A 21,620-nucleotide genomic window follows, 5' to 3' on the forward strand; every position below is an offset into this window, starting at 1 on the left:
CGTCGCCTCGGGAATCCCCAAAATGAGTCAGCCTCAGCGCAGGCTGGTATGAGCCTCAGGCACGAAGGATCATCAATGGTCGTGGAACTGGCGTGTCCCGATTTCGCAGTGGCCGATATCGTCGCACGGCGCATGGCGGGGCTGATCGGAGTGAATCGCGTCGATCTGCAGCGCGATCGGGCATCGGCTTCGCACGGCGCGCTTTCGGCCGTGCAGTAACGGCCTCAGCCGCGCTTCATCACCCGTTTCGCCAGATTTCCGACAAGACCGCGCCTCGACCTGTTCGCGTGCCGAGGATCGTCGACGATCTCGCCCAGATATTTGTTCGGCTTCGGCGTCTGGTCGGCAATCGACACCAGATTGCGCAGCGCCAGCCGGCCAAGCGCCTCGTCGGAAAAGGCGGGTGTGTAGTAGATGCAGTCGTCGAAGAAATAATGCGTGACCTGCGACCAGCGCGTCAGCGTGCGGTCGGTCTGCCGGCTGCCGCCGTGGAGCAGGTTGGCCGTCCAGATCAGGGCCTGTCCCTTGCGGGCCAGAAAAGGCTCCTTGCTCTTGCCATTGGCGTCGCAAAGCGCCTGCCAGGCATCGGCATAGGGGTCCTGCGCGGAATTCAGTTCGCTGCCATATCCGCGCCGTCCGATCATGGCATTGGTGATGATCGGCCAGCGGTGCGAACCGCGAACGTAGAACAACGGCCCTGCCTCGGCCGGGATATCCTCCATCGCAAGCCAGACGCCGCACATGAACCGTTCGGGAAGGCTGGAGAAATGCACCGAATCCGTATGCGCGGCCTGCTGCGTGCCGACCGCGAAGTTCAGGGTCTGGAACGGAAAGGCGCGGCGGCCATACAGCTTTGACAGCAGATCGAGAATGGCCGGGTTGGAGGCGATGGCGTGAACGTCCTCGTCCTCCGTCCACGCATCCTGTATGCGCGGATCGCCCTTGGTCTTTTCCGCCGCCGGGTCATCGAGCGGAATGTCGTAACGCGGGCCCAGATTGCGCCGGATCCGATCGATCCGTGCATCGATTTCGGGATCGGGAAAGTCGATGACGCCAAAGCCATCGGCGTGCAGCGATCGGGCGAGCGCCTTCTCCTGCTCTGTAAAGCCCTCAAGCGTCTCGCTTTCGAACACGGGCGATTCGATCAGCGGGACGCCGGGGAACAGCCGGCCCGATTTGGTTTGCGGAGTTGCGGTCGGTTCTGACACGTGAATGGCCTGCCTTTACTTCAGCACGTCCTTGCGAAGCACGCGTAGCAGATCCTGCAACGCATCGTGATGCATGACAGGGATGCCGCCCGAGCGGGGCCAGAAGGCCCCCGTATGCCCATGAAGATGATTCCCCGTCAGCGGGCGGCCCAGCTCCTCGAACCGGTCGAGCACGGGCGGGATGGGGTTGTCGGGCCGCGGCGCGTTGACGATCTGGCCGTCCACGAACATGTCGGCGGTGCATTCGTGGCTGAACAGGCTGGCCTTGGGATCGAGGCGGTCGGCGACGACCACGAGGTCCTTGGCCGATACTTCGAGATCGACGTCCATCCACAGACACATCAGATGCGGCGGGCGGTATTCGCGGAAGGTGTCGGCGTAGAACCCCTTGTGGAAGGTCACCTGCTCGAGCGATCCCATGCGGCGAATGTTTTCGGTCACTTCCTCGAGGCTGCCGGCATAATCGCCCTCGGTATAGCCGCTGTGTTCCGCCTCTGGCAGGCCTTCGAAGGAATCGAAGATATGCATCTTGAGGTCCAGCTGCTTGCACGCAAAGCTGAGCATCGAGGAGCTGAACCCCTTGAAGCAGCCGAATTCCGCGAAATCGCCCGCGATCCCGTGAGCCTTCAGCACATAGAGCTGATGCGCGATCGAGATGATCTCGCCGACCGAATTGGGCTTGCCGTGGAAGTCGGCCGAACCTTCGCGCGCCTGCCGATTGACGGAGGGGAAGAAGCGGTCGACGAACGCGAAATGCGCCGAGATCGCCGAAAGATACCGCACATAGGCGGCAATCGGCGCAAGCTCGCGCAGCTCGGAAACCAGAAGGATCTTGCGCAGCGCATGGACGAACCGTTTCTGCCCCGAGAGCGAGCCCAGATCGCCGACCACATCAGGCGCGAAGACCGCGACGATGTCGATGACATCCGGCGGAAACGGACCGACGATTCCCGATTTCGGAGCGGAGGCGAGCTTTTCCAGTAGGGCGTCGCCCGCAAGGCTGGCCGTGCCCAGCCATGCCTTGGGTGCCAGCGTCCCGTCGCCGCGCGCCATGATCTTCACATCGACCACGCGGTCCTGCGACAACGCACTTTCGGGCAGTTGCAGCGTGAAGCCGCTGAACCGCGCCCTTGGATAGCCGGGCAGCTTGCGTTCGACATCGGGGCGGTCGCCGCCCGTCGTCGTGGTCGCCGCCAGCTGGCCGTCGATCCATGCCTCGATCTGCAGGTCCTTGCCGCTGCGCGACACGGCCCAGCCCGCGAACCGGCCCAGCGCATTGGTATCGAGATGACCCATGGTCCCCGCCACGCGGTTGATCTGCCGAACCAGTTTCTTCGGGCGTTTCATGGATAGTCCTTGGCGAATGCGCGTGCTGGCCGGCGCTTGGGAAACGGGAACGTCGCAGCACCTGATAGCGCAGCGCGGACTTTTCGATAGGATGCGGCCGGCATCGGGGGCAAGCGCCTCGGCGCCAAAGATGCGGACAAATCGGGGCCGGTCTGCATGGCCAAGATTCACGTCTATTTTTACATAATCCATATTATCAGTTTTTCTTATAATCTTGGGTTTAATTGCCATCGCCTCCATCCGTCCCTTGTTCGACGGACTAGCTCGTCTGCTTGTAATCTTGGTGATCCGCTACGAAACGTGGAGCGATGCCGAGCGCAAATTCCCCGCTATGCCATATGACCTTCGGCGCAAGACCGTCAGCGGTGACGTCTTTTCTCAATTAAATCTTCGATAGCGGCGGCAATGGTACCAGCCTCGACCGCATGGAAGAGGGAAAACCGGCTTACCAAATTTAGAAAAAGCGGCTGCTAAGCGCCCCAAGCAGTACGCCGACCCGACATCTTTAACATGAATATTGATCGTCCTGTGCAGGTTGACCTACCGCACTTTGGTGATCCTAGCGCGCTTTTCGTCTGCATCGGTGGGTACCTTGTCCGTTAAGAAGGATTATCGGACAAGCTCTGCAGTGACGCCAGTCTCGGACTGAATGCCTATGCAAATTCGATCGCGTGCAAGCTGCCCGAGGGTGCGGCGGGGCGCACCAATCAAGCAGTGCTTCTCTCATCGTGATGGGCCGGCCCAATCTCGCCTATTTCGAACTGGCGTGCGCTGACGAACTTGCAGCGATGCTGATAGGGTGTCGAACAAACTCAGGACCCTTTGGGTTTATATGCGACCATCCACTCGTTCGATACGGAAATTGATTGGAAAGGGGACGGATGCCAACCTTGGCAAATCGATGGTGAACCATCCGTGGCAAACATAATTGCGGCGACTGCCCTCTTCCATCACCGTGCCATTGAAGGGGCTTCGTCCGATCGCTCAGGGCAGTGTTCAAAGCGATAGTAGAAAATCCAATGCAAAATTCGTGTCATACGTTAGATCTTATGCAGGTGAGATTGACGGATAGGAGAAGATTGGTGCCTAAAAAAAGACAAGAAGAAGATGAAACTGACCCTCTATCTAGAGTAGGGACAGTAAATGCGCTTCAGGCAACTGACATCACAAGCGAAATCAAACTCAAAATCAACGACCAGATTGCGATCTGGAAAGCGATGGCTCTTTGGATGTCTGAAGATTAGAGTGATTGCCGACTTGGCCTACAATAGCCTCACGTAGAGAAGCCACCCCGTTATCGCATCGGGCACCGACGCCGTAGATGTCTAGCTTCAGGTGGGTCTGGCACGACAGCCGTTGATTGATAGGGAACTCGGTGGTCCTAATTTAACAGCGAATAGTCAGCAGCAGATCGACATGCGCTCTGCCGCTCCTGCAACGAACGCTCTGCTGCAGCGCGGCGACCAATGGGCCGCGAGAAGCTAGAAAATTGATGACTAAGCAAGGCGGTCAGGCGGATCACCCGCCACGCGCCTCGCCCCCATTTGAGAGAACAAAGAAACCCGCCTGTCCATACCATCGCCTTCGCTGACTCGCGAAGTTAGTAAATTGCCTGAAGAAATTAAGGTCCACGATGATGTCCAACAATCGAGCCGTTTCATGTCGCGGGGGTTTCGAATAGCGACATCGCTAACTCGAATGATTTCTTCAGCAAGCCTTTGTCATTTTTGGGAATTGCGATGTTCAGAGCCAGTGCGGCGGCAACTTTCCTGCCGCTGGATCGCGCGCGATCAGCAAAATGGCGCATCTGGCATTGGCCGCCGCAAGTGCTTCGGCGCGGCCACTGCCCTGCGCGCCGCCCACCAATACGAAATTCCTCGGTCGCCATTCCATCGGCTCGATCCCGTCATCCGCCTTAATTCTGCACGCTTGCCCGTTCCGTCGAATGCCTACCACATGCTAAGAAAAGGCACTTTCAGCCTATCCTAGATATGTGGCGGACCTCCTTAGAACGAACGGGGCAACCCAAGGCTTTCCGCAATTCCGTTACGCACCATTTCATTGGTGATCGGACCGATCCGCCACAAGCGGCTGTCGCGCCAATAGCGTTGCATGTCGGTTTCGGCCGAATAGCCCATGCCGCCAAGGATTTGGATGCCGAGATCGGCGGCCTTGTTGGCATTTTCCGACGCCATCAGCTTGAGCATGTTGGCCTCAACCCCAACCTGTTCGCCCCGGCTCTGCTTGTCAGCGCAATAATGCAGCATCAGTTCTGTCGTCTTTTGCATCGTCGCAATATCGGCCACGCAATGCTGCAGGCTCTGGAAGCGTCCGATGACCCCGCCGAACGCCTTGCGCTGCTGCATGTAGTCGAGGGCATCTTCCAGCACGCCGTCGATCACGCCAAGGCAGAACGCGCCGACCATGATGCGTTCGTTGTTGAGCGTCGGGAGCAGCATGTACCAGGCCTTGTCCGGCTCACCCAGCACGGCGTCATCGGCGACCAATGCATTGTCGAAATGGATGGAGCAGCTGCCCATCGACCGCATGCCAAGCTTGGCCAGAGGCGTGATCTTCACGCCCTCGGTTCTGGTCGGAACCCAGAACAGGGTCAGGCCCTGATGCTTCTTTTCCGCCGTTTTGTCGCTGCGCGCGATGACCAGCAGGTAATCCGCGACATGTGCGGATGAACTCCAGATCTTTTCGCCGTTCAGGACCCAGCCCCCATCGACCTTTTCCGCTGTGGTAGCCATCGCGCCCAGCAGGTCGGTGCCGCCAGCGGGTTCGGTAAAGGCGATCGCGGCCTTGAGCCGGCCGTTGGCGATTTCCGGCAGGAACTTCGCCTTCTGCTCCAGGCTGCCGTAGAGGCCGATGGATTTCGATCCGGCGAACGAGGTGATGCCCCAGATCCATGCGAGCCCGCCCAGCGTCCGCGCAAGCTCGCGCGCGAGCAGCATCTGCATCACGACATCGCCGCCCTGTCCTTCGTAATCCTCCGAAATTCCGACTCCATGGAAACCGGCCTCGGCGAACTTATCCCAAAGGGCGAAGGGGTAGTTATGTTCGTCCATTTCAAGGCTGCGGGCCCAGTCCTTGGGTGCCTCGTTGTCCACCCAGCGACGAACCATGTCCCTGAAGGCCTGATATTCTTCGGGAAGTTCGAAATCCATGCTGTTCTCCTCAATCGTTTAGTCTTTATAATCGAATTGGTTATCTGGCCCGGTCGCCAGCCATGGCCAGCAATCTGGCCGCCAATTCGTCGAGCTGGATCAACACGCCGTCGGCATCGCCCCGTTTGAGACAGGCCAAAATGGCCTTGTGCTTGCGCAAACCGGCCTTTGAAATCGTGGTCGATCCATGCAGCAGGATGAACCGCGCAATCAGCGAGCGGCGGTCAAGCGTTGAGCGCAGTAGTTCCGCATTTGCCGAGGCGATGATGAAGACCGAATGGAATTCATGGCCGGCGCGGATCGCCGCCAGTGCGTGGCCCCGGTCCAGCGCGTCGCGGTAAATCTCGATAGCATGCCCCAGCCGCGCTATTTCCTCTGGCCCGATGTTGGGCATGCCCCATTCGTAGCCGAACCGCCAAAGCTTGGTCTGAACGCGCAGCAAGTCGTGCGTCGCGGCGAGATCGATGGGCGTCACCCGTTTCAGGCGATGCGCCTCAACCTGCAGCAAGCCTTCTGCCGCCAACGCAGCAAAAGCCTCCCGAACGGGCGTCGGGCTTACGCCCAATTGTTCGGCAACCGCGGTTTCCCGCAAAAGGGTTCCGGGGGCGATGCGGGCGCTGACTATTTCCAGCCGCAGCCTTTCCGCCACCGCTTCGGCGCGTGTCGCGTTCGGCTGGAGCGGGGTTAGCGAGCCGGTGGCAAGCGCCACCTGCGGCTCGATGCCGGGCGACGGCATATGCGAATCTGTTCGGTCCAGCGCTCCCATTTTTTACCTGCTAGGGACGATCCGAGCTATATGCAATATATTCTATAGAATGTTTTGTTACGCGAGCAGCTCTTCCACCGATCGACGGATCGACCGCCAATCCCCCGGAAATGATCGTGTCAGTATCGGCCAGCCCGAACTTGCCGGGCCCGAATCACGGCCATTGCGAAAGCCTGCCCCCCATCCCGTCGAACACCGGCTTCATCTGTTCCGGTACGTTTCCGATGCCAACGCCGGTTCCGAATTTCACGCCTCGCCGTTCGTAGATCCGCCAGCCGTCAGGGGTGCGCCGCAGGCGATCCTGATAGCCGCCGATGGCCAGCAGGTCCGTCTGCGAATGTTCGTCGCCATCTTCGCGATGGAACCAGTGCCACGCCATGACGCGGGAACTGGCGCGGGCCTCGTCGCCGTCGATCTCGATGGTGCTTTGCAAGGAAATTACCGCGCCCAGCGCTAGATTGACGCGTCGACCAGCTTGGCGGTCTCGAGATCTTCATAGGCTGTCGTCAGGCGAAGGTGGTTCATCACATTGATTTCCCACCCGTAATTTACGACCGGAGTGGTAAGCCACCCGATATAGACCGCCCATACCATCATGTGCCGATACTCGTTCCAGACCGTATCCATCGATGGCGCGTTCGCGACGCCTTCCTGCGACAGCCGGTCGAGATAATAGGCAAGCAAGTCACGTTCGCTGCCGCGCCGATCTTCGATCGAAAGCCCGGTTGCGATAATATAGCTGACGTCGTGCATCGCATAGCCGCGCACCATCAGTTGCCAGTCGAGCAGTCCGGCGACACCGTTGGGCAGCCGGTAGGTGTTCCCAAAGTGCGTGTCGCCGTGGAGCAGTGTCTGAGGCAGGGTCGATTGATGCCGCTGAAGTGCCTGGACGCCCGCCAGAAGTCGGTCAGGCGTGGAGCGGAGCCGCTGCACCATCTCGCGCTTGAAGTTTTCGTTCTCAACCTCATGCGCAATATAGGATGGAGCCACACGGTTCATCAGATCCGCGACCTTGCCCTCGATATGGGTCTCGACCCAGACGAGATCGCCCGAGAAACGCGGTGAATCCCAGAAGCGGGCGTGAAGACTTGCCAATTGGTCGAGCAGCAGGCGGATATCGTCCGGTCCGGTGCGCTGCGTCGTATTGGGAAAGGTTGCACCGCGTTCGGTCAGGTCTTCCAGCAACAAACCGAAATGGGTGGATTCCGCATTGAAATCCCCTCCGAAGCAGCGGGGCGCCTCAATCGTCAGTTCGGGACGAATGTTCAGGTAGAATGCGACTTCGTTGGCGTAAAAGGGTGCCATCACCTCATCGATCGCGCGGGTCAGCTTGATGACCAGCCGGGTCGGAATATCGGCGGGCGATCCGGCGGCATAGTCGACTTCGATCGCAACGCGTCCGGCGGTCGATACCATCTGTTCGCCGTAAGTCTTGGCATCGAGTATACGAACAGCCGTGACTGATGCGGATGGATTCGCGGTCGCCAGCAAAAGATTGATGTAGTCCGGCGTAATCCCGTCGGTTGATGTTGGATGGGCTAGAGCCATGATCCTTATCCCTTATTTCGCGGCTATTGGCCTAATCGGCAATCAAGGCTTCGTGCGCCGTAGGGCGCGTCCGTCACCTGTTCGCCGATCTAAGTGGCGAACGCCGTCATCGTGGCCCTTCCTATTTCATCTTTTTGAGTTCGCGCAGTGCGCGATTGGCCGCGATGCGCCCCGCAATACCCGATACGCCGCCGCCCGGATGGGCGCCCGCGCCGCCGATAAGGAAGCCGGGGAATGGCGGCTTGGGTCCGCCAAAGCCTGTGGCGGGACGATGGACCCCGGCGCGCAGGGCACCGAAATCGACGTGGGTGACACAGCCGTTGGTGACGTTGAGCCGCTTCTCACGCTCGCGCGCGGTTTCGACGAACCGGCCCACTTCGGTATCGAGACCGTCATAGAACTCACCTAGCTGCGCCTTGATCGACGTCATCGTGCGATCCTTGAGCTGCTGCGACCAGCCCTCGCGCGCATCGACTGCGATGCTGGGGAGGTAGACATAGGCCAGCGAACCGCCCGGAGGAGCCTGCGTCGGGTCCGAGTTGGACAGCGGCGTCACCGACACCGCATGTCGCCTGGGAATATCGCCGCGGCGGGCGGCGGCAAAGGACTCGCGCACTTCATCGGGCGTGCCAATCAGGCCCACGGCCTTGTTGAGATCGGCATCGTCGTGACGCAGGTCCTGATGCTTCTTCAGCGTCAGCGGACCCGACATCGCCAGATTGGCGAGGAAGGGGGCGGCATTGGAACGGTTCGCGGGCGCGTGCTCGATGCGCTTCATCAACGTGCGGGGCACGCAGCCAGGCGTGGTCAGGCGCATGGCCGTGCGCGGATCGCAGGTGGCGATCACCATCTTGGAACGAATGACCCGGCCATCCTGCAGCCGCACACCTTTCGCCGCGCCATCGTCGACGATGATCTCGGCAACAGGAGCATTGAGTTCGATCTGCGCGCCCGACGCCTCGATACTGCGCGCCAGCGCGTCGGAGAACGACTGGAGGCTGCCGATGGGCTTGCCCGTGCCATATTTGTGGGTGACGGCGAAAATCATATAGGCGGCCGCATTGCCATCGTCGTCGACGGGGCCGGCGCCCGCGGCAATGCCCAGCAGCAGTGCGATGGTCGCCGGATGTTCGAAACGCTCGCATGCGACCTGGTCGGCGGTGGCCTTGGACAGCGCCACCAGCTCGTCCTTCAGCCGCACGTTGCGTACTGCGCTGCCGATCATCTTGGACATGTTCTTCACGTCGGGACGCCCGGGTTCCGACATCATGATCGGAAAGCCGATGTCCATCATGACGTTCAGCGTCTTCATGAACTCCAGATAGGCCTTGCCGTCATTGCGATTGATGCGCGCGATGTCTTCGGCGGTGCGGCGATAATCGTAGAACAGCGCGATCGAACTGCCATCGGGATGGAGATAGGCGTAGGTCGGATCGGGATCGACCGTGCGCAGCCCGTATTTGGGCAGGTCGAAATCCTCGATGATCCCGGATTTGCGGGCGAACAGCAGTTCCACGGCGCATGGCGTGACGAGGTGTTCGGGCGCTTCGGGGATCATATAGCCCGAACTGGTCATGCCGCCGACCTTGTCGAGCCGCTCTACCACGAGCACTTTCTTGCCCTCGCGCGCCAGATATCCGGCAGCGGCCATGCCATTGTGGCCGGCGCCAATCACGACGGCGTCAAACTGGTGGGCTTCAATGTTGGGGTGCGTTGCCATGGTTCAGGCGTCTGCCGTTGTGGTGTAGGCCTTGCCCCATTCGGCCAGGGCCAGCAGGCGGGTCTTGCGATCGCACTGGATCTGCGGGATCTTTGCCTCGTCCGGTCCGTCGGGGACCAGCACCAGCGGTTCCTTGCCCAGGCTGGCCAGCGCCAGCGCGCACACGTCGTCAGGGTCATAGGCGATGGAGTAGTCCATCCCCAGCCCCTCGGTTGACTTGCGCAGCGTAGGCGTATCCATGATCGGGGCGCCCATGCCGAGGATATCGACATTCTGCCCGTCAAGTTCGGCCCAGAGCGATTCCACGAAGTTCAGTTCGAACGCCTTGGTGGCGGAATACATGACGAGCCAAGGCTGGCCGCCAAGTCCGGCACCAGAGGACATGACGATGATGCCGCCCTTGCCGCGCTTTAGGAAGCGGTTGCCAAAGCCGTGGGTGGCTTCCAGCACATTGGCGGCGTTCATCGTCAGCAATCGCAGCGACCGTTCGACCGGCGAGGCGAGGAAGCTGTTGCCCGCCCCGTCCGCACCGGCATTGGAGATGTACAGACCCACGTCGAGATCGGCGGTTTCCTCGACAATGCGGCCACCGGCGCCCTGCTCGGTCAGATCGGCAACAAGCGCGCGGAATTCGATACCGTATTCGGAAGCGAGCTGCTTTCCCAGCGCGTCGAGCGCCTCTTGCCGGCGCGAGATGAGGACGAGGTTGATGCCCATGGCGGCAAGCTGCCTGGCATAGCACGCACCCGTGCCGTCGGAGGCACCAGCGATGACGGCCCAGGGACCATATTTCCTCGAAAAGGCGGCCCGGTCGAAATCGGGCAGGTCGATCTTGCGCATAAGCTTTTCTGTTCCTCTCAATTGCCGCAGGCGCGTGCTGGCCCCGGCGATGCTGTTTGCGGCGCAGCCTATAGATACGTGAAGTGGCGCCCGCCTATCGAGGGGAGGGCGGGCGGGAAGGCTCGGAGCCTGCCGGCCCGCTCAATGTTCGCGGTCTTGCCGGTCGACGACTCCGGTATAATTGCCGACCGCCGCGCGTCTTAGAGATAGGCGAAGCGGGCGCGGTCCGTCGCGCCCTCCATTGGAATCGCAAGTCCTGCCGCTTGCGCCCGATCGTGCGTGGCGGTTCAGGCCGCGATGTTGGGCTGGCGATAGCCGATATAATGCAGCGCGATAGTGCGATCGTTTGGGACAGGGCATCGATATAGGTCTAGGCCATGCGAAGCGAGGTTCGATCAGCACAGCCTTTCGCAGATCTAGGTGCGAGTGCGTGCGGATGATAACTGGATTGCCCTAAAGATCGCGGAATTCTTCTTACAAGTCGATTCCCACCGTCAAATCCCCTACGCTCCGTCGACATCCCACAGCACATGCAGGGCATCAGGCCCGCGCATATTCAGGCCGCGGATTTCGGGCTTGGGATAGGCCGGGTCAAAGCGCAGGCCCGGAAGGTCGAGTATCTCTTCCAGCGCGACCTCCATCTCGGTCAGCGCCATGTGCATGCCAAGACACATGTGCGGCCCAAAGCCAAAACTCAGCAGCGGCCGCATCGGGCGCTTGAGCCACAGCCGGTCGGGATCATCGTACACTTCGGGATCGCGGTTGGCGGAAGCGATCGAGCATAGCACCGCCGTTCCCTTGGGTATGGTCATTCCGCCGATTTCCATGTCGCGGGCGGCAATACGGGCAACCGCGCCGGCCGTGGGATCGCGGCGCATGGTCTCCATGACCGCCTTGGGCACAAGGCTGCGATCCTGGCGCAGTTCCTCCAGCACGTCCGGCTCTTCCAGCAACTGTACCATCATATTGGCAAAGCTGCGGGTCGTCGTTTCGCCTGCGGCCAGCAGCAGCATGCGGATGAAGTTCGCGATATCCTCGTCGCTGAACTTCTCGCCCTCATGCTCGGTCGTCATCATATAGCCGAGGATGTCGTTACGCATTTCACCGCGCGCGCGATATTGCTGCACGATCGGCATCAGCGTTTCGAACATAGATTGCCCGGCGACCATCGATTGGGGGATGGTGACCTTGGCGACTTCGGGATCGGTCTGCGGGGCGGCGACGACCTGAATGGCCCAGCTTGCCAGATTGCCCAGCAGGTCTTCGTCATGCGGAAAGCCGAAATAGGCATACATCGCGCGAATGGGGAAGGGCAGGGCAAACTCGCGCAGCAGGTCCGCCTTGCCGTTGGGGCGCAGTTTCTCGACGAATTCGTTCACAACCACCGGACGGATCAGCGTTTCCATCAGCTTGCGGATCTGGCCGCGCATGAACGGCTTTTGCAGCGTCTTGCGATATTTCGTGTGTTCCTCGCCATCCATCGCGGTGAGCAAGAGATTGTCGACGGCGGCCCCGAACCCGTCACCGACGATATAGCTGAGCCAGTCGTCGGGGTTCATCAACACCGAATGGATGTCATTATAACGATACAGGGTCACCACAGGCCGGCCTGTCATCATGTAGTCGGCCATGCTGGGAATGCTGTTTTCCTGCAGCAGGTCGCCGTGCATTACGGGGCACTTGGCGCGCTTCTCCTCGAACATCGGATAGGGGTTGGCGGGTGCGACACCCGAATAGCCGTGGGTGACGAGCGAGTAATCCCTGACCATCTGGTCGAGCATTGCATTATATTTGCCGGTCATTTCACTTTCCAATCCATGCGGTGCAGGCCAGCTTTCGCGGAGGGTCCGAACCGTTTACGCAGATGGGCGCCCAGCAGCAGGCTTTGACGACAGTAGAGCCGCCTGGCACCGCGGCTCCACCTATCGCAGGAAAGGGAAGACGGGCTTAACCGGCGGTGATGCCGCCATCGGCAACATGGCACGCTCCGTGCACGGATCGCGCGCGATCCGATGCCAGAAACAGCAGGGGCTCCACGATATCCTCGGGTTGCGACGGTGGGCGCAGGCCGAAATAGCGGCTGTAGAGCGACTGGTCCGCATGCTCGGGAATTTCAAGGCCAACGGCCATGCCGGTCAGCATGCCGCCGGGCGCCAGCGCGTTGATGCGAACGGGCTTGTGCATGAATTCCATTGCCAGCGATTTCGTCAAGCTAAGGAGCGCCGACTTGGTCGCGCCATAGGGCGCTGTATAAGCCTGCCCCAGAAACGCTGCGGTCGAGACCACGTTCACGATATTGCCATGGCTTTCCACCAGATGCGGCATGGCCGCCTGCATCATGAAGAATGGGCCCGATACATTGGCCGCAAGCAGCTTGTTCCAGTCTTGAGTCGTGACATCCTCCAGCGCGTGAAAGCGCAGGATACCTGCGACATTGCACAAGACGTCGAGGCGGCCGAAGGCATCGACCGCTGTCGCGACGGCCTGCGCGCAAACCGCCGGATTGCCCAGATCGCCCGCCATGCTGGCGCATTCGCCTCCGGCTTCCTCTATCCGCCGCGCGGTTTCCGCCAGCCCGTCGGCATTGATGTCGACAAGGCATACCCTTCCGCCTTCGCTGGCGAACCGAATGCTGGCGGCGCGGCCAAGGCCCGATGCCGCGCCGGTGACGAGCACGACCTTGCCTGCGAACTCCCCGTCGCTCATCGCACGTTCCAGACGAGCGGCAGGGTGACGGGCTGGATCATGCCCAGATGATATTCAAGCTGGTGGCCAGGCTTGATACTGAACTGCGGGATGCGGCCGAGAAACTCCTCGAGCGCGATCCGCATCTCGCGCTTCGCCAGATGCATGCCGATGCAGGTGTGCGGGCCATAGCCGAAGGAAACATGACGCGGCCTGCGCCCGAAATCGACTTTGTCGGGGTTGTCGAACTCTGCCGGATCGCGCCCGGCCAGCGTGGTGCTCATCATCACTTTATCGCCGGGCATCATCCTTACTCCGTGGAATTCGGTTTCGCGGGTGCAGGTGCGGAACGTGGTCACCGCGGCATAGGCGCGCATCAGTTCGTCGATGGCATGCGGGATTTCCTCTGGATTGCGGCGGAGGAATTCCTGATCGTCGTGCTCGCGCGCGAGATGCGCGAATTGCAGGCCCATGTTGGTGGAGACGGTATCCAGCCCGCCGACAAACAGGTTGAAGGAAAATCCGACCAGCTCGTCATTGTTGAGCTTTGCGCCATCCACGTCGACCGCAAGGGCATAGCTGATGATGTCGTCGCGAGGCGATTTGCGTCGGTCCTCTATCTGCTCGCGCAGGAAATCGACGACTTTGCGGGTCGCCGCGGCGATCTTTCCCAGATCGGAAGCGTGGAGCAGGTCGTACTCCCATTCAAGGAAACGCCGCGTGTGATCGAGCGGGAAATCCATCAGTTGGAGGAAAACCTTGATCGGGAATTCAAACGCGAACTCCGCCATGAATTCGCATTCGCCCCGCTGGCGAAAGGCTTCGACGTAATCCACCGCGTATTGCCGGATCTTGTCATCGAGCGCGGATACCGCCTTGGGGGTGAACAGCGGGTTGGCCATCTTGCGATACTTGGCGTGGTTCGGCGGATCGATTTCCACCGGCGTGTTGATCCAGCTTTCGCCAATCAGCTTGGCGAAGGGAGAGAAATCCTTGCTGGAGAAGGTGTCGGTATCGAAATAGACCTCGCGAAGATGGTCCATGCGCCGCACCACCCACGCCGGCGTTCCACCGGGATAGGCGTGGGGTGCGAAGAAGATGTCGGGCTCTTCGGCGTGGATCCGGGGCGCCCACGTGCGATGCGGTTCCTCGCGCGTGGTCATGCCGAAAATATAGGGGAAATTCTTCACAAGCGCGGCAGGCACATGCTCCGGAATGACGGGTTCGGGCATCACTGGCTGCATTACTGGCTCCCAATTTCTGGCGACGCGATCCGCTTGCGCAGCAGGGACCGGTCAGACCGTTGTTTTCAAAGCCGGGACTATAACCTACACCTCAACCCAACAAGTAGGATCACTTTTATGGGGTTAGTCACCTTTACATGACTACGTCTGATGCCAATGCTGTCGGGCGGGATGTCAGTCCCGAAGAATACGAGGCGCTTCGCCGCGCGTTGACGATGATTTCAGGCAAGTGGAAGCTTGAGATATTGTGGCTGCTGTATCATCGCACCCATCGTTTCGGGGAATTGCAGAAAACCATTCGCGGTGTTTCGCAGCATGTGCTGACCAAGCAGCTGCGCGAGCTTGAGGCGGACGGGCTGATCACGCGAAAAGTCTATGCCGAGGTGCCGCCCCGCGTTGAATATTCGATGACCGATGCCACGCGTGAGCTTGAGGCGACGATCCAGTCGCTGATGCACTGGTGGGAAAACCATGGCATCAATACGAGGGGTAAATGATGGCAGCAGAACTTGACACGATTTTTGCGGAGGCGCGCACTTTCAACAGCTATACCGACAGGCCCGTGCCCTCTGCATTGCTGCATGAATTATACGATCATCTGAAATGGGGCCCCACCTCGGCCAATTCCTGCCCGGCGCGGTTTGTCTTCGTTACATCGGAAGAGGCGAAGGAGCGGTTGCTGGCCTGCGTGAACGAGGGGAACATCGCCAAGGTTCGCTCCGCGCCGGTCACCGCCATTGTCGCAGCGGATACCCGATTTTACGAGGAGATGCCCAAGCTGTTTCCGTCGCGCGATTTCGCGTCGGCCTTTGCGGGAAAGACCGCGGTTGTCGACGATCTGCTGGCGCGCAACGTGCCGCTGCAGGGAGCGTATATGATTGTCGCGGCGCGAGGATTGGGATTGGATTGCGGGCCCATGTCGGGCTTTGATGCAGAGGCGCTGAACCGCGCTTTTTTTCCCGATGGCCGCTGGGAAGCGAATTTCATCTGCGCCCTAGGATATGGTGACAGGACGAGCTTGTTTCCTCGTAATCCGCGATTGCGGTTTGAGCATGCCTGCCGGATCCTCTGACGCGGATTAAACAAACAGACGACCGATCGCCCGACCTATGACCGGGCGATGGTCTTTCCTGTCCCGCCTTAGTAAGAGCCCGGAGGTGCTATTGGATCGCCACCGGCAAGGGCGCGGCCCTGAATTTCATAGCCGATCGTGGGAATGTTCTGGATGTGCCGAAGCGCCATCGAAATGTCGCGCCAGTAACGGTTGATCGGCTTATCGAGCGAAAAGCCCGACGAACCGGCCTGGAACATGAGCGATTCACTGGCCGCGTGGATCGATTCGACGATCTGGCCGCCCATCGCACGATGGCGAACCTTTTCCTCAGCCGTGAACTCTTCACCCATTCCGACCCGATCGAGCTTTGCGGCAAGGCTGAACAGGATGGTCTTGGCAGTTTCGACCAATGCGGCAGCTTCACCCAGATCGCGCATATATGCACCCGATCCAGTGCGCGGTCCGATCGTCGTGGTAAGGACGGGTTTGCCCGATTCCGCTGTCACGATCTCAAGCATGGCTTCGACCGCGCCGATAAGCTGGGCAAGACCGGTGGTCCGCACCATCGGAACTGCGGGAACAAGGTCCGACGGCGCGCCGAAATGTTTCTTGGTGGGATCGATTTGTCCGGTGCGTTCATTCATCAAAGCCATCTGGCTGTCAGGAATGAAAACGTCTTTTGCAATCGCGGTGTCGGAACCGGTGCCCTGCATGCCGCTGACGAACCAAGTATCCTTGATCTCGAATTCGCTCATCGGAATGTAGCACATGTTGATGCCGGGTACGACGGGGCCGTCGTAATCCTCGAGAACGACGCCCTGTTGCGTCCAAGTCGCCTGTCGCGAACCCGACATATAGGGCCACGCGCCATTGATAATCCAGCCGCCGTCAACCTTGCGCGCCTTGCCGGGCGGGTTATACGCGCCGCACACCGGCTGCGGTCCGTCGGCAAAAACAGCGTCCTGCACGCTGTCCGGCGCAAGGCTGGTGACCCAGGTAGTGCCATTGATGATCTGCATGACCCAGCTTACTGCCGGGTCGCCTTTGGCGATCTCCATCTGGACGCGGGAGAAATCGGTGGGCGAAAGGCCAAAGCCGCCGAGGCGTTGCGGCACGATCAGTTGCAGGAAACCTTCTTCCTTGAGCATTCGGTCAACCGCCTCCGTCGGGCTGCGGCGTTTTTCCCCTTCGGGCGCCTGCTCGGCCAGGAACGGGCGAAGTTCTTTCGCGCGGGCGACAAGCTTGTCTGCGACGGATTTATCAGCCCATCCGCAAACTTGCTCAAGAGGTGCTTTTGCCAAAGTAGCCATTTCATGCATCCTTTCGATTATTCAGACAGTCTGGTCGGCGGTGTCGAGTAGCCATTTTTCAAGGCTGTCCGCGCTTTCATTCCAGAGCATCAACCAGTTCTCGTCGGCTGGCACCAGAAGGGTGCTCAACTGGAGGCGAACAAGTATTTCAACGAAAGCTATGGCATTTATAGTCTTGCCAAGCTTTGCCTCGATATATTTGAAGGTAGGTTCCAACGCCGAATGGACGGCCAGCTTGTATCGGGCGAACCTACTGCGGAAGAACGACAGGTGAAACCGCGGTTCGACTTCGAAAACGCGATCGGGGGAATTCTCATTGGTGTAGCGCGCATAGAACTGCATCACCTGCCGGAACCGTTCGATCGGGTCATCGATGCCTTCCGCCGCTTCGCGAATGCCATTTTCGAACCCGATGCAGACAAACTCTGCGACTGCGGCAAGTACGTCGTCCTTGCTGGAGAAATAGCGATAAAGCGTGCCGCGCGAGACGCCGCTCGCTTCGATGATGTCGCTCATCGAAAGGCGCCTGACGCCGCGCTCGGCTATGGCATCCAGCGCTCCCGACAGGATCTTTATGACGCTGGGAGACATAACAAAATCGTCTCCTACCTCGGCAGAGGCGGCAAATTCAGGCTGGAACTTCACGTTTCCCCCTTTTCAAGTTCTTTGAGATTGTGGGGGATGCTGACATAGCCGGGCAGGTTCTGTCCGCCATCGACATTGATCATTTCACCTGTGACGAAGCGCGACATGTCCGAAGCAAGAAATGCGACGACCGGACCAATGTCATTTTCAGGGTCGCCCGCGCGCTTGAGCGGATTGGTCGCAACGACATTTTCAAGAAAGCCTGGAACCTCGTCGACCAGCTTTGCGAAGACCTGACCAAGGCCGGTCGGAGCGATGGCATTAACGCGGATATTGAAGCGGCCCCATTCAACCGCGGCACTACGTGTCAACCCGACGATGCCAAGCTTGTTGATGTTGTAGTCGCTGTGGAGCCACGCCCCGGTCTGCGCGTCGATGGAGCTGAAATTGATAACCGAACCGCCGCCGCGTGCCTTCATGTGCGGAAAGGCGGCCTGCATGGCCCACCAGTTACCCCAGATGCCAATTTCCAGCGTGCGCTTGAGCATCTCGTCCGTCTTGTGCTCCAGCAGGACACCGTCAGACAATAACGAGGCATTATTGACCAGAATATCGAGGCCGCCGAATTCATCCACCGCGCGCTGCACCATGGCCAGCACGTCATCCTTGATGCCCATATCGGCGGACATGCCGACTGCACCGGTTCCGAATTCCTTGCGGATCTCTTCGGCCACCCGTTCGGTCGCAGCACCGTCGCGCCCAGTAATGAGTAGCGAAGCGCCTTCGCGCGCCAGACGACGCGAAATGCCATGGCCAAGGCCCTTCGCCCCGCCCGTTACGATTGCCACTTTACCTTCGAGCATTCCGCTCATGCCATTTCCCCCACCAATTTATCCATTTCCATGCGTTGTTCGCATTTTCCCTGTGTCAGGACGTAACCCTGAACCCTGTTGTCGCTATCGACGAACAGATGCTTGTCGCCCTCTGCGTCACTTTCCACCTGCCGCCACTCGCCCCGCAAAGCCATCGCAGGCGGCAGCAGGTTGATCGGGAACACGGTCGTCTTCACTTGCACCGAAAGGGGAGGGAATCTGATCTGGGTCGGCGTGCCCAACGCGCTGGGCGCAATCCCGCGGGCCGCTGCCATGATCGGCGTGACATAGGCGGCAAGGCCGTTGGGATATTCGGCGCAATCGCCGATCGCGTATATGTCGGGGTCGCTCGTTTGCCCGAATTCATTGACCTTTATGCCGCGGCCGATTTCCAGCCCGGCTTCGCGGGCCAGTTCGACGTTCGGGCGCAGCCCGACGGCGGACAGAACGACATCCGCCTCTACCCGCGTACCGTCATCAAGTGTGGCGACATATCCGGGCGAGGGCTGGAGATAGTCGATGGCGTCGACCTTGCGGCCTAGATGCCACTCCACACCCTTTTCCTGCAGCGTATCGCGCACCTTCTCGCCCACCGCGGGCGGGACGAGCTGCGCGAGGGGATTATCCAGCATATCGACGACGATCGGCCGGTAGCCGTTGGTGATCAGGTCGTTGGCGAATTCGGTTCCGACAAGACCTGCGCCCATGATCAGGACGCGCGCGCCATCTGGCAATTCCTTGCGAAAGCGATCGTAATGTTCGAGCTGGTTCACCGAAATTGCACGATGCGCGGCATCACCGCCTATCTGCGGTCGAACCGGCTCGGCGCCGGTTGCCAGTATCAGGGAATCGTACTGGATCGGTCCGCCGGTGGTCAAAAGCGCCTTGCCGGCCCGGTCGATGGCTTCTGCCTCGCGTCCGATGCGAGCATCGAGCTTGAGATTGGCGATCATCTTTTCGGCCGGGGTAGTGACCAGCGTTTCGCTTGTCTTGCCCTTGGCGAGCGCCGTGGAAAGGGCGGGCTTGGAATAGAAATGCCCGTCCTCCAGCGTCACCATGACGAGCCGGGCCTCGGGCGAGAGCCTGCGCAATTCGCGCAGCACCCCGAAGCCCGCAAGGCCGCTACCGACGACCACTACAGTAGATGTTGCAGACGTGCTCATGCAATTACAGGAACACCGCGAAATTGGACATGCCGAGCACCGACTGATCGACGATGATCTCGCGCCGGGCCAGCCTGTATTCACCGTCCACTTCGCGCCAGACATCGCGGCGTTCGGCGGTGGTATTTTCGTTTTCAGGACTATCGCCCCGGCTGCGTTCGAGAAAGAGATAGCTGACGACTTCATATTCGCCCGGCGTATCGCGCTCGCCCACCCGGACATTGGTCACGAAACGGCGACAACGCGAAGGCGGATCTTCGGCCCATGCGCTTTTCTGCAAGCGACCTGAACGCATCACCAGCGAATCGTAATTCTCGTCGAAATGGAACATCGTGCGCATCACGTCACGGTCGCGGTTCGGGCCGGTACGCGTAAGGCGGATTGGTGCCTGATAGATGATGTCCTGCGCAAGCATCGCGATCCAGTCATCGATCCGGCGCTCGTCGAGAGCGGCTGCTTCGTCAAAAAGCGTCCCTAGGAGCCGATTATAGATGTCCGAACCCAGCGGCACGCGCTTCTTGGAGACGAGGCCGCGCAGGATCGTGGTGGAATCGGGGGCGGCGGTCGATTTGGTAATCCAAGTCATGTCTTGATCTCCCCCGCTCAAACCGCGTCCATCAGGTCGTAATAGGCCAGCCACCAGTTCCACTGCGTGTCATCCTTGGTGAAGCCGGGATAAAGCAGGCCTTCGCCAACCCAGCCTTCGGGCCGTTCGTGGCCGTGAAGGGCCTGATACTTGAGCGTCATGTCCTTGCTGACCGCGCCGCGCGCATTCTTCATGATCACAGGCCAGACGTCGGCATCATCCTGTTCGATCACGCCGGAGGTGCCGGTATTCCAGATCGAGTTCTGCAGCATGTCGCGCTTCATCTGTTCGGGCGCATCCTTCTCCGCGAACAGATAATTCACGAATTCCACCTTGTCCGGACCCTTGGGCACATAGGCATGCAGCGAAAGCGCGCCCGACGATCCGCCGTCCGTGCGAGGCGCGAAAATGAAGGCGATCAGGATGTTCGGGAACATGCCGCCGACCTGCGGCGGAATGGTGGCCAGCTGGGCAACCTGATCCTCGGTCAGGTTCTCGAACAGTTCGGGGATCATTTCCTTGGTGATGCCCGGCGGGGCGAGCAATTCCAGACGCTCGCGCGTGGACTTGCCTTCGAACGGCACGTCCGCGAACATCTTGAAGGTCTTTTCCGCCTCCAGACAGCGCAGCGAATGGCCCTGCTCGCAGGAGACATCGACGCCATACATGCCGGGCGCCTGATCATAGATCGACTCGGCCGTGCCGCCCATGACCCCGCCTTCCATCAGCGAGCGGTGCAGGGTCAGTGTGTGGAAACCGTCCGAACCCGATTGTTCGCCGGGAACTTTCCAGTTGCAGGGCAGGGTGAAACGCTGCGGCGGGCCGAGCAGTTCGAGGCCGCGATTGGTGCGGCAAAACAGCTGGTCCATGTAATATTTGATGTCGCCCAGATACTCGTCGAACGAAGGTCCGTCGACATTCCAGGTGGCGAAAATCAGTCCGCCGTAAAGATGCACCCTGGCCTTCTTCAGACCCAGCGTCTTCTTGTCGACGTCATTGCCATGCATCTTCTCGCGTTCCACCGGCGCACCGATGAAATCGCCGTTCGGGCGGAAGGCCCAGCCGTGATAGATGCACTGGTGGACGCGCTTGTTGCCCGCTTCGCCAAGGCAAACGCGCATCCCGCGGTGCGGACAGACATTCAGGGAAACATGAACGTCCCCGTCTTGTCCGCGGGCCACGATGACGTTGTCTTCGGCCATGTCGCGAACGATGAAATCGCCGACTTCGGGAATTTCGCTTTCGTGACCCAGCAAAAGCCAGGTCTTGGCGAAGATTTTTTCCATCTCAAGCTTGTAGAGCTCTTCGTCGGTCATAACGCGGAGCGAAACCTCGTTGCTCTCACGAATGATCAGATCGTCGAGCGAGGTTCCGTCGCGCAACACGAGCTTTGATTTCTGGAGCATCGCAGCATTCTCTCCGTAGTGAACATTTTCTGATTGATTCGTTTTATACACATTGAATAATATCTGTTCAATATGTAAAAGGGCCTGAAAGACAAATCGAGGAGTTTGGAGAGGTC

At 59.9% G+C, this 21,620-nt stretch carries 22 protein-coding genes; 4 read left to right on the forward strand and 18 right to left on the reverse strand.

Translation table 11 applies throughout. The features are described from left to right. On the forward strand, positions 1–219 hold a 219-nt coding region (locus AC4FIJ_RS12390), incomplete at its 5' end, for a hypothetical protein (RefSeq protein WP_490337034.1). A gap of 5 nt (positions 220–224) precedes the next feature. Here AC4FIJ_RS12390 and AC4FIJ_RS12395 read toward each other — a convergent pair. Continuing rightward, positions 225–1,133 (reverse strand): phytanoyl-CoA dioxygenase family protein, encoded by a 909-nt coding sequence (locus AC4FIJ_RS12395; RefSeq protein WP_490337073.1) that lies wholly within the window; start codon positions 1,131–1,133, stop codon positions 225–227. Between the two features lie 90 nt (positions 1,134–1,223). Next, positions 1,224–2,555 (reverse strand): TylF/MycF/NovP-related O-methyltransferase, encoded by a 1,332-nt coding sequence (locus AC4FIJ_RS12400; RefSeq protein WP_490337035.1) that lies wholly within the window; start codon positions 2,553–2,555, stop codon positions 1,224–1,226. 1,082 nt (positions 2,556–3,637) lie between these two features. Here AC4FIJ_RS12400 and AC4FIJ_RS12405 point away from each other — a divergent pair. Further along, positions 3,638–3,799, forward strand: a complete 162-nt coding sequence (locus tag AC4FIJ_RS12405) for a hypothetical protein (RefSeq protein ID WP_490337036.1) — start codon at positions 3,638–3,640, stop codon at positions 3,797–3,799. Between the two features lie 413 nt (positions 3,800–4,212). On the opposite strand, the gene AC4FIJ_RS12410 is transcribed toward AC4FIJ_RS12405, so the two are convergent. From AC4FIJ_RS12410 to AC4FIJ_RS12455, 10 genes are all read right to left on the reverse strand, one after another. Continuing rightward, complete coding sequence (locus AC4FIJ_RS12410) at positions 4,213–4,443, reverse strand: hypothetical protein (protein WP_490337037.1); 231 nt, start codon at positions 4,441–4,443, stop codon at positions 4,213–4,215. A 118-nt stretch (positions 4,444–4,561) separates the two neighbouring features. After that, positions 4,562–5,725 carry an acyl-CoA dehydrogenase family protein gene (locus tag AC4FIJ_RS12415; protein WP_490337038.1) on the reverse strand — a complete coding sequence of 388 codons (1,164 nt, stop codon included), beginning with the start codon at positions 5,723–5,725 and terminating at the stop codon, positions 4,562–4,564. 40 nt (positions 5,726–5,765) lie between these two features. Further along, positions 5,766–6,461 (reverse strand): GntR family transcriptional regulator, encoded by a 696-nt coding sequence (locus AC4FIJ_RS12420; protein ID WP_490337039.1) that lies wholly within the window; start codon positions 6,459–6,461, stop codon positions 5,766–5,768. Positions 6,462–6,645: 184 nt separating this feature from the next. After that, positions 6,646–6,924 (reverse strand): nuclear transport factor 2 family protein, encoded by a 279-nt coding sequence (locus tag AC4FIJ_RS12425; protein ID WP_490337040.1) that lies wholly within the window; start codon positions 6,922–6,924, stop codon positions 6,646–6,648. Positions 6,925–6,944: 20 nt separating this feature from the next. Next, the gene (locus tag AC4FIJ_RS12430; protein ID WP_490337041.1) at positions 6,945–8,039 is read right to left on the reverse strand and encodes a phosphotransferase; all 1,095 of its coding nucleotides are present in this window, start codon (positions 8,037–8,039) and stop codon (positions 6,945–6,947) included. A gap of 121 nt (positions 8,040–8,160) precedes the next feature. Then, positions 8,161–9,714: a phytoene desaturase family protein gene (locus AC4FIJ_RS12435; RefSeq protein ID WP_490337042.1), complete on the reverse strand. Its 1,554-nt coding sequence runs from the start codon at positions 9,712–9,714 to the stop codon at positions 8,161–8,163. A 48-nt stretch (positions 9,715–9,762) separates the two neighbouring features. Next, positions 9,763–10,599, reverse strand: coding sequence for an SDR family NAD(P)-dependent oxidoreductase (locus AC4FIJ_RS12440; protein WP_490337043.1), 837 nt, complete (start codon positions 10,597–10,599; stop codon positions 9,763–9,765). A gap of 503 nt (positions 10,600–11,102) precedes the next feature. Further along, positions 11,103–12,401 carry a cytochrome P450 gene (locus tag AC4FIJ_RS12445; protein ID WP_490337044.1) on the reverse strand — a complete coding sequence of 433 codons (1,299 nt, stop codon included), beginning with the start codon at positions 12,399–12,401 and terminating at the stop codon, positions 11,103–11,105. Positions 12,402–12,546: 145 nt separating this feature from the next. Next, positions 12,547–13,305, reverse strand: coding sequence for an SDR family NAD(P)-dependent oxidoreductase (locus tag AC4FIJ_RS12450; RefSeq protein WP_490337045.1), 759 nt, complete (start codon positions 13,303–13,305; stop codon positions 12,547–12,549). Continuing rightward, complete coding sequence (locus AC4FIJ_RS12455) at positions 13,302–14,516, reverse strand: cytochrome P450 (protein WP_490337046.1); 1,215 nt, start codon at positions 14,514–14,516, stop codon at positions 13,302–13,304. The genes AC4FIJ_RS12450 and AC4FIJ_RS12455 overlap by 4 nt, the downstream gene beginning before the upstream one ends. Before the next feature lie 149 nt (positions 14,517–14,665). Between AC4FIJ_RS12455 and AC4FIJ_RS12460 the strand changes: the two genes are divergently transcribed. Continuing rightward, positions 14,666–15,025, forward strand: a complete 360-nt coding sequence (locus AC4FIJ_RS12460; protein ID WP_066849455.1) for a winged helix-turn-helix transcriptional regulator — start codon at positions 14,666–14,668, stop codon at positions 15,023–15,025. Further along, positions 15,025–15,600 (forward strand): malonic semialdehyde reductase, encoded by a 576-nt coding sequence (locus AC4FIJ_RS12465; RefSeq protein ID WP_490337047.1) that lies wholly within the window; start codon positions 15,025–15,027, stop codon positions 15,598–15,600. Before AC4FIJ_RS12460 ends, AC4FIJ_RS12465 begins: the two co-directional genes overlap by 1 nt. 68 nt (positions 15,601–15,668) lie before the next feature. Here AC4FIJ_RS12465 and AC4FIJ_RS12470 read toward each other — a convergent pair whose 3' ends face one another. Genes AC4FIJ_RS12470 through AC4FIJ_RS12495 form a run of 6 tightly spaced genes read right to left on the reverse strand, consistent with a single transcriptional unit; the run spans position 15,669 to position 21,504 of the window. After that, complete coding sequence (locus AC4FIJ_RS12470; protein WP_066850645.1) at positions 15,669–16,892, reverse strand: acyl-CoA dehydrogenase family protein; 1,224 nt, start codon at positions 16,890–16,892, stop codon at positions 15,669–15,671. Between the two features lie 21 nt (positions 16,893–16,913). Then, positions 16,914–17,537 (reverse strand): TetR/AcrR family transcriptional regulator, encoded by a 624-nt coding sequence (locus tag AC4FIJ_RS12475; RefSeq protein WP_066849459.1) that lies wholly within the window; start codon positions 17,535–17,537, stop codon positions 16,914–16,916. Further along, positions 17,534–18,349 carry an SDR family NAD(P)-dependent oxidoreductase gene (locus AC4FIJ_RS12480; RefSeq protein ID WP_490337048.1) on the reverse strand — a complete coding sequence of 272 codons (816 nt, stop codon included), beginning with the start codon at positions 18,347–18,349 and terminating at the stop codon, positions 17,534–17,536. Before AC4FIJ_RS12480 ends, AC4FIJ_RS12475 begins: the two co-directional genes overlap by 4 nt. Beyond that, the gene (locus AC4FIJ_RS12485) at positions 18,346–19,485 is read right to left on the reverse strand and encodes an NAD(P)/FAD-dependent oxidoreductase (RefSeq protein ID WP_490337049.1); all 1,140 of its coding nucleotides are present in this window, start codon (positions 19,483–19,485) and stop codon (positions 18,346–18,348) included. Before AC4FIJ_RS12485 ends, AC4FIJ_RS12480 begins: the two co-directional genes overlap by 4 nt. Positions 19,486–19,516: 31 nt before the next feature. Then, a complete protein-coding gene (locus AC4FIJ_RS12490; RefSeq protein ID WP_490337050.1) occupies positions 19,517–20,098 on the reverse strand; it encodes an aromatic-ring-hydroxylating dioxygenase subunit beta in 582 nt (193 codons plus the stop codon). A gap of 17 nt (positions 20,099–20,115) precedes the next feature. Continuing rightward, complete coding sequence (locus AC4FIJ_RS12495; RefSeq protein ID WP_490337051.1) at positions 20,116–21,504, reverse strand: aromatic ring-hydroxylating dioxygenase subunit alpha; 1,389 nt, start codon at positions 21,502–21,504, stop codon at positions 20,116–20,118. Between the last annotated feature and the right edge of the window lie 116 nt (positions 21,505–21,620).

It is taken from the genome of Croceicoccus sp., from assembly GCF_983967925.1.

Coding starts and splice junctions, on each gene's coding strand:
- AC4FIJ_RS12400 (WP_490337035.1), bottom strand. CDS start 2,555: ATGAAACGCCCGAAGAAACTGGTTCGGCAGATCAACCGCGTGGCGGGG.
- AC4FIJ_RS12410 (WP_490337037.1), bottom strand. CDS start 4,443: ATGGCGACCGAGGAATTTCGTATTGGTGGGCGGCGCGCAGGGCAGTGG.
- AC4FIJ_RS12415 (WP_490337038.1), bottom strand. CDS start 5,725: ATGGATTTCGAACTTCCCGAAGAATATCAGGCCTTCAGGGACATGGTT.
- AC4FIJ_RS12420 (WP_490337039.1), bottom strand. CDS start 6,461: ATGCCGTCGCCCGGCATCGAGCCGCAGGTGGCGCTTGCCACCGGCTCG.
- AC4FIJ_RS12430 (WP_490337041.1), bottom strand. CDS start 8,039: ATGGCTCTAGCCCATCCAACATCAACCGACGGGATTACGCCGGACTAC.
- AC4FIJ_RS12440 (WP_490337043.1), bottom strand. CDS start 10,599: ATGCGCAAGATCGACCTGCCCGATTTCGACCGGGCCGCCTTTTCGAGG.
- AC4FIJ_RS12445 (WP_490337044.1), bottom strand. CDS start 12,401: ATGACCGGCAAATATAATGCAATGCTCGACCAGATGGTCAGGGATTAC.
- AC4FIJ_RS12450 (WP_490337045.1), bottom strand. CDS start 13,305: ATGAGCGACGGGGAGTTCGCAGGCAAGGTCGTGCTCGTCACCGGCGCG.
- AC4FIJ_RS12455 (WP_490337046.1), bottom strand. CDS start 14,516: ATGCCCGAACCCGTCATTCCGGAGCATGTGCCTGCCGCGCTTGTGAAG.
- AC4FIJ_RS12460 (WP_066849455.1), top strand. CDS start 14,666: ATGACTACGTCTGATGCCAATGCTGTCGGGCGGGATGTCAGTCCCGAA.
- AC4FIJ_RS12465 (WP_490337047.1), top strand. CDS start 15,025: ATGGCAGCAGAACTTGACACGATTTTTGCGGAGGCGCGCACTTTCAAC.
- AC4FIJ_RS12470 (WP_066850645.1), bottom strand. CDS start 16,892: ATGGCTACTTTGGCAAAAGCACCTCTTGAGCAAGTTTGCGGATGGGCT.
- AC4FIJ_RS12480 (WP_490337048.1), bottom strand. CDS start 18,349: ATGAGCGGAATGCTCGAAGGTAAAGTGGCAATCGTAACGGGCGGGGCG.
- AC4FIJ_RS12490 (WP_490337050.1), bottom strand. CDS start 20,098: ATGACTTGGATTACCAAATCGACCGCCGCCCCCGATTCCACCACGATC.
- AC4FIJ_RS12495 (WP_490337051.1), bottom strand. CDS start 21,504: ATGCTCCAGAAATCAAAGCTCGTGTTGCGCGACGGAACCTCGCTCGAC.